This window comes from Stenotrophomonas sp. LGBM10 (genome assembly GCF_046736075.1).
Lineage (GTDB): Bacteria > Pseudomonadota > Gammaproteobacteria > Xanthomonadales > Xanthomonadaceae > Stenotrophomonas.
In genome coordinates this window covers 1397702-1413859 of sequence record NZ_CP177163.1, presented here as the reverse complement: position 1 = coordinate 1413859, position 16158 = coordinate 1397702, and the positions used below count along the sequence as shown (strand labels likewise).

The following is a 16158-nucleotide window of genomic DNA, read 5'->3' as shown; positions in this document are numbered from 1 at the left end:
GGGGTGTGCAGCTTCAGGTGCGCAGGTGTGCCAGCACGGCCTCGGTAGCCTGCGTGGTGCTTACCGCCGTTCCCTTGGCTGCCAGGTCGGCGGTGAACACGCCGGCGTCCAGCACGGCATGCACCGCTGCTTCCACCGCGGCCGCTTCCTCCTCCAGCCCCAACGAATGGCGCAGCAGCATCGCCGCGCTGAAGATCGTGGCGTACGGGTTGGCGATGCCCTTGCCGGCGATGTCCGGGGCCGAACCGTGGATCGGTTCGTAGATGCCCACCGCGCCCGGTTCGCCCAGCGATGCCGAAGGCAGCAGGCCCAGCGAGCCGGCCAGCATCGAGGCTTCGTCGGTGAGGATGTCGCCGAACATGTTCTCGGTCACGATCACGTCGTACTCGCGCGGCTTGGCCAGCAGGTGCATGGCCATCGAATCGACCAGCTGGTGCTCCAGCGCCACGTCCGGGAACTCCTCGCGACCGATCCGCGCGGCGACGTCGCGCCACAGGCGCGAGGTCTCCAGCACATTGGCCTTGTCCACCGAGGTGACCTTGCCGCGCCGGGTCTGCGCCAGGCGGAAGGCAGTGCGCAGCACGCGCTCGATCTCGCCGACGCTGTAGCTGCACAGATCGCTGGCGCTGTCGGCGGTGCGGGTCTTTTCGCCGAAGTAGATGCCGCCCGTCAGTTCGCGGACCACCACGAAGTCCACACCCTCAAGCAGCTCGGCCTTGATCGGCGAGGCGCCGAGCGCCGCCGGATGGGTGCGTACCGGGCGCAGGTTGGCGTACAGCCCCAGCGCTTTGCGGATCGCCAGCAGGCCCTGTTCGGGGCGGACCGTGGCGTTCGGGTCGGACCACTTCGGTCCGCCCACGGCGCCGAGCAGGATCGCCTGCGCCGCGCGGCAGGCGGCCAGCGTGGTGGCCGGCAGCGGTTCGCCGTGACGGTCGATGGCGATGCCGCCGATGTCGTGTTCGCTGAAGCGGAAGGTGTGGCCAAAGCGCCCGGCGACGGCATCCAGCACCGCCACGGCGGCGGCGGCGACTTCCGGACCAATGCCGTCACCCGGCAGTACGACGATCTCAGCGTGCATGTTCACTCTCGTAACGTTCGATTTCAGAAGTGCGGCCCAACAGATACCCCAACTGGTCCACGCCTTCCAGCAGGCAGGTCTGCGAGAAGCCGTCCAGCGGGAAGACATACACGCGCCCGTCGGGCGTGCGCAGTTCGCGCGCGGCGATGTCGATGGTCAGTACATCATCCGGGCGCTGCATCAGCGTCTGTACATCGGCCTCGTCCAGCACGATCGGCAACAGGCCGTTCTTCAGTGCGTTCCCACGGAAGATATCGGCGATCTCGCTGCTGATGATCGCCCGCAGGCCCAGATCGGTCAGTGCCCAGGGCGCGTGCTCGCGCGACGAGCCACAGCCGAAGTTGCGGCCGGCCAGCAGGATGCTGCGTCCGGCATTGTGCGACTGGTTGAATGCGAAGCCCGGGTTCGGCGTGCCGTCGGCCTGCCAGCGCCAGTCGTTGAAGGCATGTTTGCCCAGGCCGGCGCGTTCGGTGGTGGACAGGAACCGCGCCGGGATGATCTGGTCGGTGTCGATGTTGGTCTCGCGCAGCACCACGCTGGTCGAGGTCAGGGTACGGAAGCCGCTCATCAGGCCACCTCCAGCGGGGCGTACAGTTCACGCGGATCGGCCACGCGGCCGTTCACGGCCGCCCAGGCGGCGGTCATCGGCGAGGCCAGCAGCGTGCGCGAGCCCGGCCCTTGGCGTCCCTCGAAGTTGCGGTTGCTGGTGCTCACCGCCAGCTGACCCGGGGCCACCAGATCGCCATTCATGGCGATGCACATCGAACAGCCCGGCTCGCGCCACTCGGCGCCGGCGTCGCGCACGATCGCGTCGATGCCCTCGGCTTCCGCCTGGCGCTTGACGATCTCCGAACCGGGGACCACCAGCATGCGCACGCTCGCCGCGATGCGACGGCCGCGCAGTACCTGCGCCACGTCGCGCATGTCGCTCAGCCGGCCGTTGGTGCAGGAGCCGATGAACACCACGTCCACCGGCGTGCCGGCCAGCGTCTGGCCCGCGTGGAACTGCATGTAGTCCAGTCCCTTCTGGTCGGCGGCATCGTTGGCGGCGGGGATGGGCTGGTCCACCGCGATCGCGGTGCCGGGGTGGGTGCCCCAGGTCAGGGTGGGACGGATATCGGCGGCCTCGATATGCACCACCGCATCGAAGTGTGCCCCCGGATCGCTGCGCAGCTGCGACCAGGCGGCCACGGCGGCATCGAACGCGGCGCCCTTGGGGCCGCGCGGGGTGTTGGCCACCCAGTCGAAGGTGACCTGGTCCGGGGCGACCATACCGGCGCGGGCACCGGCTTCGATGGACATGTTGCACAGGGTCATGCGCTGTTCCATGTCCATCGCCTCGATCGCGGTGCCACGGAACTCCAGCACGTGGCCGGTGCCGCCGTTCACGCCGATCACGCCGATGATGTGCAGCACCACGTCCTTGGCGCCCACGCCACGGGGCAGGGTGCCATCGACGGTGATTGCCATCGTCTTCGCCTTGCGCTGCAGCAGGCACTGCGTGGCCAGCACATGGCCCACTTCGCTGGTGCCGATGCCAAACGCCAGGGCGCCGAATGCACCGTGCGTGGAGGTGTGGCTGTCGCCGCAGACGATGGTCATGCCCGGCTGGGTAAAGCCCTGCTCCGGCGCGATCACATGCACGATGCCGCGGCTGGCCGACTGCAGGTCGAACAGTTCGATGCCGTGCTCGGCGCAGTTGCGCGCGAGCATCGCCACCTGTGCCTCGGAGGCGGCGCTGGCATAGGGCAGCGTGCCGTCCGCCGCCGCCGGCAGGGTGGGGGTGGAGTGGTCCATCGTCGCCTTGGTCCGGTCCGGCCGGCGCGGCGACAGGCCGCGCTCGCGCAGCTCGGTGAACGCCTGCGGCGAGGTCACTTCGTGGATCAGGTGCAGATCGATGTACAGCACGGCGGGCGCGCTGTCCGATTCGGGTACGACGACGTGGGCGTCCCACAGTTTGTCGTACAGGGTGCGGGGAGCTGGGGTCATGGAATGGCCTTGCTGTGGTTCGTGATACGGAAATTCATCGGATCGGCAGGCGTGCATCGAAGCGCAGGCGGACGTAGTCCGCGCTCCACTGGCCGCGCGCATCGCGCTGGGTGGGTGCCAGCAGTGCCACGGCATCGTCCAGAACGCGTTGGCGCTGGGTGCCGTCCAGGCCGACCAGGAAAGGGGAAGCAAACGTGCGCAGCCAGCCCTGCATGCCGGTCGGCAGGGAAGTTGGCCGCGGCAGGCACTCGATGTAGCGCACCCGGAAGCCGTGCGCGCGCAGGCGATCGGCATACGCATCGGCGGTCGGGAAGTACCAGGGGAAGGCCGGTACCGCATGCCCGTTGCTGCACAGCGCGGCCTGCAGGGCGCTGGTGATGGCCACGACGTTGCCGTGCCCGCCCATCTCGGCGACGAAACGGCCGCCGGGCTTCAGGGCGCGGCGTACACCCTCGATGACGCGGTCCGGCTCGCGCATCCAGTGCAATGCGGCATTGCTGAACACCGCATCGAACCGGCGGTCGAAGGTCAGCGCGTGCGCATCCATCACGTGCGCGGCAATGCCGCGTGCCCGGGCGCCTTCAACCAGCTCCGGCGAGGCATCCACACCGGTGATGTGCGCCCCGCTCAGTGCCAGGTCGAAGCTCAACACGCCATCGCCACAGCCCAGGTCGAGGATCTGCTCGCCGCGCTGCGGATCGAGCAGCCGCGCCACCGCACCACCGAGAACCGGTACGAAACCGGCGTCGATGGCGTAGTCCTGGGCATTCCAGTGCTGGCCGGCGGTGGGGCTGTCGTAGCTGTCGAAGGCACTCATGGGAACTCCTTTATGCCGCGGCGCTGGCCGCAGGTTGCTCGATGGCGGCGCTGCGCTGGCGCAGCAGGCGGTTGGCGACATCCAGCCAGGCCAGTGCGGAGGCCTCGATGATGTCGCGGCTGGTGCCGGTGCCTTCGTACTCGACACCGTCGTGGCGCACGCTCAGGTTGGCTTCGCCACGCGCATCGGCACCGATGCCCACACTGTGTACGTGGTAGCTGTCCAGCATCAGCTGTACGCCGGTGGCCGAGGACAGTGCACCGAACAGCGCATCGACGGGGCCGTCGCCCTGGGCGGTCTCGGCAACGCGGTTGCCGTCCGGGTCGGACAGCTCGACCAGCGCGTTGGCGCGGCTGCCGACGTCGCTGATGGTCATCGATGCCAGTCGGTAGCCGTTCTGGGTGGAGCTGCCCTGCATCACCACCTGCAGGTCGGCATCGGTGACCACGCGCTGCTGCTCGCACAGCGCCTTGAACTGCTCGAACACCAGCTTCAGTTCTTCCTCCTCCAGCCAGAAGCCCAGCGCACGCAGGCGGGCCTCGACGGCGGCGCGGCCGCTGTGGCGGCCCAGCACCATCTGCGAGTTTTCCCAGCCCACATCCTCGGGGCGCATGATTTCGTAGGTGCCGCGATGGCGCAGCATGCCGTGCTGATGGATGCCCGACTCGTGCGCGAACGCGTTGGCGCCCACGATCGCCTTGTTGCGCTTGACCGGCATGCCGACCAGGCGCTGCAGCAGCTGCGAGGTGGCAACGATGCGCGGTGTGTTGATGCGGGTGTCTTCCTCGTAGAAGGCGTTGCGTACCTTCAGCACCATCGCCAGTTCTTCCAGCGAACAGTTGCCGGCGCGCTCGCCGATGCCGTTGATGGTGCACTCCACCTGGCGCGCGCCGCCCTCGATGGCCGCCAGCGAGTTGGCCACGGCCAGGCCCAGGTCGTTGTGGCAATGCGTGCTGAAGACGATGCGGTCGCTGTCCGGTACGCCGGCGATGACCCGCTGGAACATGCCGCGGATTTCTTCGGGCGTGGTGAAGCCAACCGTATCGGGCAGGTTGATGGTGGTGGCACCGGCGGCCACGGCCACGCGCGCCACCTCGATCAGGAAGTCTTCCTCGGTCCGCGTGGCGTCTTCGGCGGAGAACTCCACATCGTCCACGTAGCTGCGGGCCAGGCTGACATGCTTGTGCACCGATTCCAGCACCTGTTCGCGGCTCATGCGCAGCTTGTGCTCGCGGTGCAGCGGGCTGGTCGACAGGAACACGTGCAGGCGCGCGTTGGCGGCCGCTTCCAGCGCCTTGGCGGAGGTTTCGATGTCGGCGGCCAGGCAGCGCGACAGCACCGCCAGGGTGGGGCGGCGCACTTCGCGGGCGATCATCGCCATTGCGTCGCGGTCGGACTGCGAGCTGGCCGGGAAGCCGGTTTCGATGATGTCCACGCCCAGCTCATCGAGCGCGCGGGCCATCACCAGCTTCTGCTGCGGGCTCATGCTGCAGCCGGGCGACTGTTCGCCGTCGCGCAGGGTGGTGTCGAAAATTCGGATGCGGGGGGAGTTGGGCGTGGTCACCAGGAGGTCTCCTCGACGGCAAGGTCGGATGGGGTGGCAAAGGAAGGGGAGGCAATGGAAATCGGGGGCGGTGCGAGCACGGTCGGTAGCGGTGGGCGCGTGCGCTCGCTGGCGCGGCGGCGGGGTTTGCGCGGCGGGCGCGGGCGGATGTCGGCGAGCAGCTGGGCCAGCACCAGCGCGTCGATGTTGCCGCCGGAGACCACCGCGCACTTGCGCTTGCCGGCCACGCGGCGGCCGGCCGCCAGGGCCAGCGCGCCGGCGCCTTCGGCGATCACGTGTTCTTCCAGCGCCAGGCGCACCAGGGTCTCGCGCAGCTCGGCCTCGCGCACGATCACCACATCGTCGAGCAGTGCAGCGCACAGGCGCCGGGTCAGCAGGCCGGGAATCTTGACCTTGACGCCGTCGGCCAGCGTGGCAACCGGCGCGATCTCGCGGACATCGCCGCGGATGGCCCGTGCCATCGAATCGACGCCTTCCACCTGCGCGCCCACGATGCGCACGCCCTGCGACTTCAGCGCCAGCGCCACGCCGGAGGCCAGGCCGCCACCGCCGATCGGCACGATCACCACGTCGGGCGCATGCGCGGCCAGTTCGATGCCCAGCGTGCCCTGGCCGGCGATGACATCCGGGTCATCGAACGCGGACAGGAACCGGTAGCCATGCTGGTCGGCCAGTGCGCGGGCGAAGGCATAGGCCTCGTCGTAGCTGTTGCCGTGCTGGCGCACGGTGGCGCCCCAGTGGGCGACGCCGGCGATCTTGGTGGCCGGTGCACCGTGCGGCATCACGGTGATGGCCGGGATGTTCAGGCGGTAGGCGGACCATGCCACGCCCTGGGCGTGGTTGCCGGCCGACGCGCAGATCACCGGGCGTTCGTCGCCGCGCTCGCGCCCGGCCAGCAGTGCGTTCAACGCGCCGCGCACCTTGTAGGACCCGGTGCGCTGCAGGTTCTCCAGCTTCAGCCAGGTACCGAAGCGTTCGGCGTAATGCAGCGGGGTGGGCGGCAGGAAGCGGCGCAGCCGCGCCTGCGCGGCCAGCACGTCGGCGACGCTTACATCGCCTACCTCCGGCTCCTGCGGGACGCGGCTAGCTGGCATGCCGGCCCCGGCTGCGCCCCATGACAGGCGGGCGCCCGTTCGCTTGCCGCAGTGCCAGGCGCGCAGCGCCTGCCGCGCGCTTCCGCCGGCACGCTGCGAGAAGACCCCTCCGTACCGGCACCGGGATGGCGGTGCGGGCATTCATGCGGATACTCCCGGCGCCGGTTCCAGCGCGCTGATACGCACCGAAACACAGTCGTAGATCTTCTCGATCTGGCGGCGCAGCGTTTCCGGCGGACGGGTGCTGTCCACCACCAGCTGCAGGTGCCAGCGGCCGTCGTCGGCGGCATTGGGCGCACCGGCGATCGCACGCGGCGCGAAGCCGCGGCGCTCGGCCATGCCGATCACGCGCAGCAGCGCGCCTTCGGCGGGCGTCAGCACCAGGTCAAGCCGGTATTGCATTGGGGGTCTCCTGGGTCTGGTGGGCGGGGTTGCTTTCCAGCATCGTGCTGTTGGCGTTGTTGGGCGGCACCAGCGGCCACACGTTGGCGCGTGCATCGATGGCCACGTGCAGCAGTGCCGGGCCCGGCTGGGCCAGCAGCGCGGCCAGGCCCCCTTCCACGTCGTCGCGGGCCTCGATACGCGTGGCCGGGATGCCGAACACCTGGGCCAGCGCGGCGAAATCGGGGTTGTCGGACAGGTCGATCTCGCTGTAGCGCTCGGCGAAGAACAGTTCCTGCCATTGCCGCACCATGCCCAGCGAACTGTTGTCCAGCAGCACGATCTTCACCGGCAGGCGGCAACGCGCGATGGTGGCCAGCTCCTGCACGTTCATCATGAAGCTGCCGTCGCCGGAGACCAGCACCACGGTGCGGTCGGGGCAGGCGAACTGCGCGCCCATCGCGGCGGGCAGGCCGAAGCCCATCGTGCCCAGTGCACCGCTCGTCAGGTGATTGCGCGGGTGGTTGAAGCGGCAGTGCTGGGCCACCCACATCTGGTGCTGGCCGACATCGCAGGCAATGATCGCGTCCGCCGGCGCCAGTTCGCTCAGCCGCTTCAGCAGTGCCGGCGCGTAGATGTGCCTGCCGGGCGCGTCATAGCGCGGGGCGAAGCGTTCGCGATGGCCGGCACAGCGCCGGCGCCACGCGTCCTGTGCCGGCACCGGTGCAGGCAGCGCGGCGGTCAGGGCACGCACGGCAGTGCCGACGTTGCCGGGCACGGCGATGTCGGCGGTGCGCAGCTTGGAGATCTCGTAGGCGTCGGCGTCGATGTGGACGACCCGCGCGAACGGCGCGAACTCGTTCAATTTGCCGGTGGCGCGGTCATCGAAGCGCGCGCCCACCACCACCAGCAGGTCGCTTTCCTGCACCGCCATGTTGGCCGCGCGGGTGCCGTGCATGCCCAGCATGCCCAGGTAGTGCGGATGCTGCGGTGGCAGCGCGCCCAGGCCGCGCAGGGTCAGCACGGTGGGGATCGCGGTGGCGTCGACAAAGGCGCGGAAGTCCTCGACGGCATCGCCCAGTGCCACGCCACCGCCGGCATAGATCACCGGCTTTTCGGCCGCGGCGATGGCGGCGATGGCCTGCGCGATCGCCTCGTCCTGCGGTGCAGGCAGCGCCGGCACGGTGGCCGGCACGTGGGCGGGCAGGTGCGAGGCATCGGCCACCTGCACGTCCTTGGGCAGGTCGATCAGTACCGGCCCGGGGCGGCCTTCGCGCGCGATGCGGAACGCCTCGCGGACGACGTGCGGCAGGTCATCGACCGAGCGCACCAGCCAGCTGTGTTTGACGATCGGGAGGGTCAGCCCGAACACGTCCAGTTCCTGGAACGCGTCGGTGCCCAGCAGCGGCGTGGCGACCTGGCCGGTGATGCAGACCATCGGTACCGAGTCCAGCATCGCATCGGCGATGCCGGTGACCAGGTTGGAGGCGCCCGGGCCGGACGTGGCGACGCATACGCCGACCTGGCCGCTGGCGCGCGCGTAGCCGTTGGCAGCCAGGGCGGCGCCCTGCTCGTGACGCACCAGGATGTGCTTCAGCCCGGAATCCACCAGGGCGTCGTAGAACGGCATGATGGTGCCGCCCGGATAGCCGAACAGCGTGTGCACGCCCTCGGCTTCCAGGGCCTGCGTCAACCAGCGTGCGCCGTTGCGGGGCGCGGTGCTGTGTGCGGAGGTGTTCATGCGGTGACCTTTGCGAAAGCGGTGGGGGAGCCGCGCGGTTACGCGGCTTGTCCTTGCAACCAGACCATCTTGGCGCGCAGTTCCTTGCCTACCTTCTCGATCGGGTGTTCCAGGTCGGCCTGCTTGAACCGGGTGTAGTTCGGCAGGCCCGCTTCGTATTCGGCGACCCAGTTCTTGGTGAACGTGCCGTTCTGGATGTCGGTCAGTACGTCCTTCATGCGCGCCTTGGTGCCGGCATCGATCACCCGCGGGCCGCTGACGTAGTCGCCGTACTGCGCGGTCTCGGAGATGAACTCCAGCATCCGGGTGATGCCGCCTTCGTAGAACAGGTCCACGATCAGCTTCAGTTCGTGCAGCACCTCGTAATAGGCGATTTCCGGCTGGTAGCCGGCTTCCACCAGCGTTTCGAAGCCGGCCTGCACCAGCGCCGAGGCACCGCCACACAGCACCGCCTGCTCGCCGAACAGATCGGTTTCGGTCTCTTCCTTGAAGGTGGTCTGGATCAGGTTGGCGCGTGCGCCGCCCAGGCCGGCCGCGTAGGCGAGCGCGTACTCGGCGGCCTTGCCGCTGCGATCCTGGTACACCGCCCAGATGCAGGGCACGCCACGGCCGATCTCATACTCGCGCCGTACCAGCGCGCCAGGACCCTTCGGTGCGACCAGCACCACATCCAGGTCGTCGCGCGGGGTGATCATGTTGAAGTGCACGTTCAGGCCGTGCGCGAACAACAGCACCGCGCCCTGTTTCATGTTCGGCGCGAGCACGTCTTCGTAGAGCTTCTTCTGCACCATGTCCGGGGTCAGCACCGCCACCAGGTCGGCGTCCTTCACTGCATCGGCGGGCGCCTTCACGGTAAAGCCGTCGGCCTGTGCCTTGACCTCGGTCGGGCCACCCGGGCGCAGTCCGATGACGACATCGAAACCGGATTCGCGCAGGTTCAGCGCGTGCGCGCGGCCCTGGCTGCCGTAGCCGACAACAGCGATCTTGATCTGGGGCAGGTCGTTGGTGCTCATGGGAGAGGTTCCTTGGAGGTAAGAAAAAAGACGGCCGGCGGTCTCAGGGACACGCCGGCCGGTCAGGGGAAGCGGTGGCACGCGCATCGCACCGCCCGCACGTGCCCGCCGCGCAGGCGGTGGGCGTGAATCGGGCGGCGGCGGGATGGCGGGTCATGGCGGAAGGTGGCTCGGAAGGGGGTGGGGGGGAGGGAATCGAGGGGCTCTGAAACGAAAAAACCCGCACCTGGGCGGGTGCGGGTTTTTGATGGATACCTGGCAGTCTTGCTTACACGCCGGTCCGTCCCGCACCTGTTGGTTGGGTAATAAGTACGAGGACAAGGAGCGAACGGATCGAGGCCGCGCCGGGATCGGCGTGCTGGATGGATTCGCGAATGGGCGTGTGGCGCTGCAACATGTGATCGAGAAAACCACAGCGGTTTTGACGCTGTCAACCTTTGCGGCAACATTTCCAACGGTTTCGGCTGCATCCAGTGCAAAGCCCCGCCACGCAAGGATGGTTGCGACTGAAATCGTTCTGGTGAACCGGAATTCAGTATTTTGCGGGGCGTTTCTGCGCGGATCGGACGCCGTTTCCGGTGTCGTGCATGACCATTGTCGGATGTCCGCACCGGCCCTCTGCGGCGAGTATCGGAGCGGCTACCAACCACCAGGACGTCCCGTGCCTTCAGCCCTTGCCCGCGGTGTGCTCACCGCCGCCCTCCTGTGCGCCCTGCCGGCGCTGTCCCAGGCCGCCGATCGCGTCACCGGACACGCCTTCGCCACCCGATCAGAGGTGATTGCGCCGCACGCGATGGCCGCCACCTCGCAGCCGCTGGCCACCCAGGTGGCGCTGGATGTGATGAAGTCCGGCGGCTCGGCGGTCGATGCCGCCATTGCCGCCAATGCCGCCCTGGGCCTGATGGAGCCGACCGGCAACGGTATCGGCGGGGACCTCTTCGCCATCGTCTGGGACCCGAAGACGCAGAAGCTGTACGGCTACAACGGCTCGGGCCGGTCGCCGGCTTCGCTGACCCTGGCCGAGTTCCAGCGCCGGGGCCTGAAGGAGATTCCGGCGACCGGGCCGCTGCCGGTGTCCGTGCCGGGCGCCGTCGATGGCTGGTTCGCGCTGCACGACCGTTTCGGGCGCAAGCCGATGGCCGAGAACCTGGCGCCGGCCATCCGCTACGCGCGCGAGGGCCACCCGGTGGCCGAAGTGATCGCCTATTACTGGGACCGCTCGGTCCCGCGGCTGTCGAAGTACCCGGGCTTCAGTGAGCAGTTCACCATCGATGGCCACGCACCGCGCAAGGGCCAGATGTGGCGGAACCCGAACCTGGCCAACACGCTGGAGAAGATCGCGCAGGGCGGCCGCGATGCGTTCTACAAAGGCGACATCGCGCGTACCGTCGGCGACTACTTCAAGGCCAACGGCGGCTACCTCAGCTACGACGACCTGGCCCGCCACCACGGCGAGTGGGTGGAGCCGGTCAGCAGCAACTACCGGGGCTACGACGTGTGGGAGCTGCCGCCCAACAGCCAGGGCATTGCGGCGCTGCAGATTCTCAATGTGCTGGAGGGCTATGACTTCTCGAAGATCGCCTTCGGCTCACCCGAGCATGTGCACCTGTTCGTGGAAGCCAAGAAGCTGGCATTCGCCGACCGCGCGCGCTTCTACACCGACCCGGCGTTTCATCCGGCGCCGGTGGAGAGGCTGATCTCCAAGGGCTACGCGGCCGAGCGGCGCAGGCTGATCTCGATGGACAAGGCCCTGCGCGAGGTGCAGCCGGGCACGCCGAAGCAGCTGCAGGAGGGCGACACCATCTACCTGACGGTGGCCGACGCCGACGGCATGATGGTGTCGTTGATCCAGTCCAACTACCGCGGCATGGGCAGCGGCATGGCGCCGCCCGGGCTGGGCTTCATCCTGCAGGACCGTGGCGAGATGTTCGTGCTGCAGAAGGACCACCCCAATGGCTACGCACCGGGCAAGCGCCCGTTCCAGACCATCATTCCGGCGTTCGTCACCAAGGACGGCAAGCCGTGGATGAGCTTCGGGGTGATGGGCGGGGCGATGCAGCCGCAGGGCCACGCGCAGATCGTGATGAACATGGTTGATTTCGGCATGAACCTGCAGGAAGCCGGCGACGCGCCGCGCATACAGCATGAAGGATCGACCGAGCCGACCGGGCAGGCGACGGCGATGAGCGATGGCGGCGAGGTCAACCTGGAGACGGGCTTCCCGTACGAAACGGTGCGCGCGCTGATGCGCAAGGGGCACCGGGTGGTGTTTGCCGATGGCCCCTATGGCGGATACCAGGCGATCCTGCGCGATCCGGAGACGGGCGTGTACTACGGCGCTTCGGAAAGCCGCAAGGACGGGCAGGCGGCGGGGTATTGAGCAGCCCTGGGTAGAGCCGACCGTTGGTCGGCTGTTTTTGGGGGCGGTGCTGCAGCCGGGTAGAACCGGCTCTACGAGGGCCGCAGCCGGGTAGAACCCGGCTCTACGGGGCGCGGGCGGCTTCGTCGCGGGTTTCTTCCTGCGCGGCGATCTCGCGTTCGATCCATTCGTCCATCATCCGCCGCGCCCGCTGCGCGCGGCGGCGCTGCAGCGCGTACTCCATGTCGAGCACGCGGTACAGCGACCACATCACCAGCAGCATCAGCACCGCGAACGGCAACGCGGCGATGGTGATCATGCCCTGCAGCGCATCCAGGCCGCCGGCCAGCAGCAGTACGCCGGCAATCAGCGCGATGGCCACGCCCCAGGTCATGCGCCGCGACAGCGGCGGGTCGCCGGCCTCGTCGGTGGACATGCTGGCCAGCACCAGCACTGCCGAATCGGCCGAGGTCACGAAGAAGATGATCAGCAGCACCAGTGCCATCACCGACAGCACCGTGGGCAGCGGCAGGCTGTCGAACATGGTGAACAGCACGGTCTCGTAGCCGTTGCCCAACGCCTGCGCCAGATCGACGTGGCCGAAGATCTGCGACCACAGCGCGGTGCCGCCGAACACCGAGAACCACAGGAAGCCCAGCACGCTCGGCGCGATCACCACGCCCAGCACGAACTCGCGGATGCTGCGCCCGCGCGATACGCGGGCGATGAACGAGCCCACGAACGGCGCCCAGGCGATCCACCACGCCCAGTAGAAGATCGTCCAGTCGGCCACCCAGGTGCTGCCCGAGAACGGCGACATGCGCAGGCTCATCGTCACCAGCTGGTTGAGGTAGGAGCCGATCGTGGTGGTGAAGGTGTCGAAGATGAAGCCGGTCGGCCCCAGCACCAGCACCAGCGCCAGCAGCAGCGCCGCAAGGGCGAGGTTGATGTTGGACAGCCACTTGATGCCACGGTGCACGCCGCTGGTGGTGGAGGCCATGTACATCACGAAGGCCACCGCGATGATGGTCAACTGCAGCGGAATCGAGGCGCGCAGACCGAACACGCGCTCTATTCCGGCGGCGATCTGGATGGTGCCGAAGCCCAGCGTGGTGGCCACGCCGATCGCGGTGGCGACCACGGCGGCCACGTTCACCACGGTCCCCATCCAGCCACGGTGGCGTGCGCCGATCAGCGGTTGCAGCAGGTCGCTGATCTGGCCACGTCCATTGCGGTTGAACTGGAACCAGGCCATCGCCAGGCCGATCAGCGCATAGATCGCCCACGGATGCAGGCCCCAATGGAAGAACGCATAGCGCATCGACGCACGCGCCGCTTCCATGCTCTGCGGCGCCAGCCCCTCCGGTGGCTTGACGAAGTGCGAGATCGGCTCGGCCGCGCCCCAGAACACCAGCCCGATGCCCATGCCGGCCGCGAACAGCATCGACATCCAACTTGCATTGGAGAAGTCAGGCTCGGCATCTTCGCCGCCGATGCGCAGCGACCCGAAGCGGCCGAACGCCAGATACATCAGGAACGACAGCGTGATGAACACCACCAGCAGGTACAGCCAGCCGGTGCTGCGCACGATGTTGGACAGGCCAAGCTGCACCACGTCGTTGAACGGGCCGGGCGCGATGCCGGCCGTCAGGACGAGCAGCGCGACCAGCGCGATGGAAATGCGAAACACCATGCAGGGGCTTCTCCAGGAAAAGGGCGCGAGCGGATGCTTGCAGTCTCCAGCGGCACGACGGCGACAACTGGGGCGAAGCCGGACGAAGGCCGGTCGGCGGGATGCCACGGCATCGGGTTCAACCCGATGGTCCCCTGCGTGGGCGCAGCGCCAGGCGCCAGGCAGCACGTCACGGGGGTGGAGATCCTCGCGGGGCGATACTAACCGCGCTGACGTAATGAACCCGTTCACAGCGGTGGCATCGGCGGTGTCGATGCACGGGTCTTTGTGGTCTAATTCGCCTCGAAGCGGGGGTACCGAGGCCATGTGGCCGAGGTTGAGACAGTCCCTTCGAACCTGATCCGGTTGATACCGGCGTAGGGAAGCTTCGCATCCGCTGATGCATTGCGCCGTAGGGTCCCCACGCCCGCAGACCGCCCGCAGTGCGCCCGTCGTGCGCCGCCGTTTCGTCCCTTTCAACACGGATTTCCCGTCACGGACCGCCGGTCCGCGCCCGGGGTCCACACAGGACGATGCCCGATGAACGCACCGCTTTCCACCCTGCAGCAGCAGGCCCAGCAGCTTTCCGGTTCGGTTACGCGACCGATCCCCGGTTCGCGCAAGATCCACGTGCAGGGCTCGCGCAGCGACCTGCAGGTTCCCATGCGCGAGATCGTGCTGACCCGCACGCCGACGTTGTTCGGCGGCGAAGAGAACGCGCCGGTCACCGTCTACGACACCTCCGGCCCGTATACCGATCCGGCCGCCAGCATCGACCTGTCGACCGGCCTGCCGGCACTGCGCGCGGCGTGGGTGGCCGAGCGGGGCGATACCGAAACGCTGGCAGCCCTGAGTTCGGCGTTCGGCCGGTCGCGCGACACCGATGCGCGCCTGGATGCGGTGCGCTTTCCGTCGCGCACGCTGCCGCGCCGCGCCGTCGCCGGCGCCAACGTCACCCAGATGCACTACGCGCGGCGCGGCATCATCACCCCGGAGATGGAGTTCGTGGCGATCCGCGAGAACCAGCGTCTGGAGGCGATCGCCGATGCGACGCTGCGGCGGCAGCATCCTGGCCAATCGTTCGGCGCGTCTATCCCCGCCGTCATCACTCCCGAGTTCGTGCGCGACGAGATCGCGCGTGGCCGGGCCGTGCTGCCCAACAACATCAACCATCCGGAAAGCGAACCGATGATCATCGGCCGCAACTTCCTGACCAAGATCAACGCCAACATCGGCAACAGCGCGGTGTCCTCGGGCATCGCCGAAGAAGTGGAAAAGCTGGTGTGGGCGATCCGCTGGGGCGGCGACACCGTGATGGACCTGTCCACCGGCAGGCACATCCATGAAACCCGCGAGTGGATCATCCGCAACTCGCCGGTGGCGATCGGCACCGTGCCGATCTACCAGGCGCTGGAGAAGGTGGACGGGCGCGCCGAGGAGCTCACCTGGGAGATTTTCCGCGACACGCTGATCGAACAGGCCGAGCAGGGCGTGGACTATTTCACCATCCATGCCGGCGTGCTGCTGCGGTACGTGCCGCTTACCGCCAAGCGCGTCACCGGCATCGTCTCGCGCGGTGGTTCGATCCTGGCCAAGTGGTGCCTGGCCCACCACAAGGAGAACTTCCTCTACACGCATTTCGAGGACATCTGCGAGATCATGAAGGCCTACGACGTGACCTTCTCGCTGGGTGACGGGCTGCGTCCTGGCTGCATCGCCGATGCCAACGACGCGGCGCAGTTCGGTGAGCTGGAGACGCTGGGCGAATTGACGAAGATCGCCTGGAAGCACGATGTGCAGACCATGATCGAAGGTCCCGGCCATGTGCCGATGCAGTTGATCAAGGAGAACATGGACAAGCAGCTGCGCGAGTGCGGCGAGGCGCCGTTCTACACGCTGGGGCCGCTGACCACCGACATCGCGCCCGGCTACGACCACATCACCAGCGCGATCGGCGCGGCGATGATCGGCTGGTACGGCACCGCGATGCTCTGCTACGTCACCCCCAAGGAGCACCTGGGCCTGCCCAACCGCCAGGACGTGCGCGACGGCATCATGGCCTACCGGATTGCCGCGCACGCATCCGACCTCGCCAAGGGCCACCCCGGCGCGCAGGTGCGCGACAACGCGCTGAGCAAGGCGCGCTTCGAGTTCCGCTGGGAAGACCAGTTCCACCTGGGTCTGGATCCGGAGAAGGCCAAGGAGTTCCATGACGAGACCCTGCCCAAGGATGCGCACAAGCTGGCCCACTTCTGTTCCATGTGCGGCCCGCACTTCTGTTCGATGAAGATCACCCAGGACGTGCGCGACTACGCGGCCGGGCAGGGGCTGGACGCCCAGGCCGCGCTGGGGGCCGGCATGGCCGAGAAGTCGCTGCAGTTCCGCGACCAGGGGGCGGAGGTCTACCACCCGCAATGACGCGGCGGCCGGGGTGGCCCGTGCCACCCCGG

At 68.2% G+C, this 16158-nt stretch carries 12 protein-coding genes and 1 riboswitch; of the genes, 2 read left to right on the top strand and 10 right to left on the bottom strand.

The genetic code is table 11. The features are described 5' to 3' along the window. Positions 1 to 13: 13 nt before the first annotated feature. The 9 genes from leuB to ilvC form a co-directional block, all read right to left on the bottom strand. Entirely contained in the window at positions 14 to 1078 is a 1065-nt protein-coding gene (gene leuB / locus ACLB90_RS05980; RefSeq protein WP_411852063.1) for a 3-isopropylmalate dehydrogenase, read from the bottom strand. Continuing rightward, positions 1068 to 1646, bottom strand: a complete 579-nt coding sequence (leuD, locus tag ACLB90_RS05975; protein ID WP_411852062.1) for a 3-isopropylmalate dehydratase small subunit — start codon at positions 1644 to 1646, stop codon at positions 1068 to 1070. Before leuD ends, leuB begins: the two co-directional genes overlap by 11 nt. Continuing rightward, positions 1646 to 3067, bottom strand: a complete 1422-nt coding sequence (gene leuC / locus ACLB90_RS05970; RefSeq protein WP_411852061.1) for a 3-isopropylmalate dehydratase large subunit — start codon at positions 3065 to 3067, stop codon at positions 1646 to 1648. The genes leuD and leuC overlap by 1 nt, the downstream gene beginning before the upstream one ends. A 34-nt stretch (positions 3068 to 3101) precedes the next feature. Continuing rightward, complete coding sequence (locus ACLB90_RS05965; RefSeq protein WP_411852060.1) at positions 3102 to 3884, bottom strand: class I SAM-dependent methyltransferase; 783 nt, start codon at positions 3882 to 3884, stop codon at positions 3102 to 3104. Positions 3885 to 3894: 10 nt separating this feature from the next. Beyond that, on the bottom strand, positions 3895 to 5448 hold the full coding sequence (locus ACLB90_RS05960) for a 2-isopropylmalate synthase (protein WP_411852059.1): 1554 nt from the start codon (positions 5446 to 5448) through the stop codon (positions 3895 to 3897). After that, positions 5445 to 6542, bottom strand: coding sequence for a threonine dehydratase (locus ACLB90_RS05955; protein WP_411852058.1), 1098 nt, complete (start codon positions 6540 to 6542; stop codon positions 5445 to 5447). The genes ACLB90_RS05960 and ACLB90_RS05955 overlap by 4 nt, the downstream gene beginning before the upstream one ends. Positions 6543 to 6683: 141 nt before the next feature. Then, complete coding sequence (locus tag ACLB90_RS05950; protein ID WP_411852057.1) at positions 6684 to 6944, bottom strand: ACT domain-containing protein; 261 nt, start codon at positions 6942 to 6944, stop codon at positions 6684 to 6686. Continuing rightward, positions 6928 to 8664: an acetolactate synthase 2 catalytic subunit gene (ilvG, locus tag ACLB90_RS05945; protein ID WP_411852056.1), complete on the bottom strand. Its 1737-nt coding sequence runs from the start codon at positions 8662 to 8664 to the stop codon at positions 6928 to 6930. The genes ACLB90_RS05950 and ilvG overlap by 17 nt, the downstream gene beginning before the upstream one ends. Before the next feature lie 38 nt (positions 8665 to 8702). Further along, the gene (ilvC, locus tag ACLB90_RS05940) at positions 8703 to 9677 is read right to left on the bottom strand and encodes a ketol-acid reductoisomerase (RefSeq protein WP_411852055.1); all 975 of its coding nucleotides are present in this window, start codon (positions 9675 to 9677) and stop codon (positions 8703 to 8705) included. A 661-nt stretch (positions 9678 to 10338) separates the two neighbouring features. On the opposite strand from ilvC, the gene ggt reads away from it, so the two are divergent. Further along, a complete protein-coding gene (gene ggt / locus ACLB90_RS05935; protein WP_411852054.1) occupies positions 10339 to 12057 on the top strand; it encodes a gamma-glutamyltransferase in 1719 nt (572 codons plus the stop codon). 103 nt (positions 12058 to 12160) lie between these two features. Here the strand turns inward: ggt and ACLB90_RS05930 are convergent, their stop codons facing one another. Continuing rightward, positions 12161 to 13729 (bottom strand): BCCT family transporter, encoded by a 1569-nt coding sequence (locus ACLB90_RS05930; RefSeq protein ID WP_411852053.1) that lies wholly within the window; start codon positions 13727 to 13729, stop codon positions 12161 to 12163. Positions 13730 to 14008: 279 nt separating this feature from the next. Then, a riboswitch (TPP riboswitch) is annotated at positions 14009 to 14110 on the top strand. Positions 14111 to 14248: 138 nt separating this feature from the next. Here ACLB90_RS05930 and thiC point away from each other — a divergent pair. Next, the gene (gene thiC, locus ACLB90_RS05925) at positions 14249 to 16126 is read left to right on the top strand and encodes a phosphomethylpyrimidine synthase ThiC (protein ID WP_411852052.1); all 1878 of its coding nucleotides are present in this window, start codon (positions 14249 to 14251) and stop codon (positions 16124 to 16126) included. Positions 16127 to 16158 lie beyond the last annotated feature (32 nt).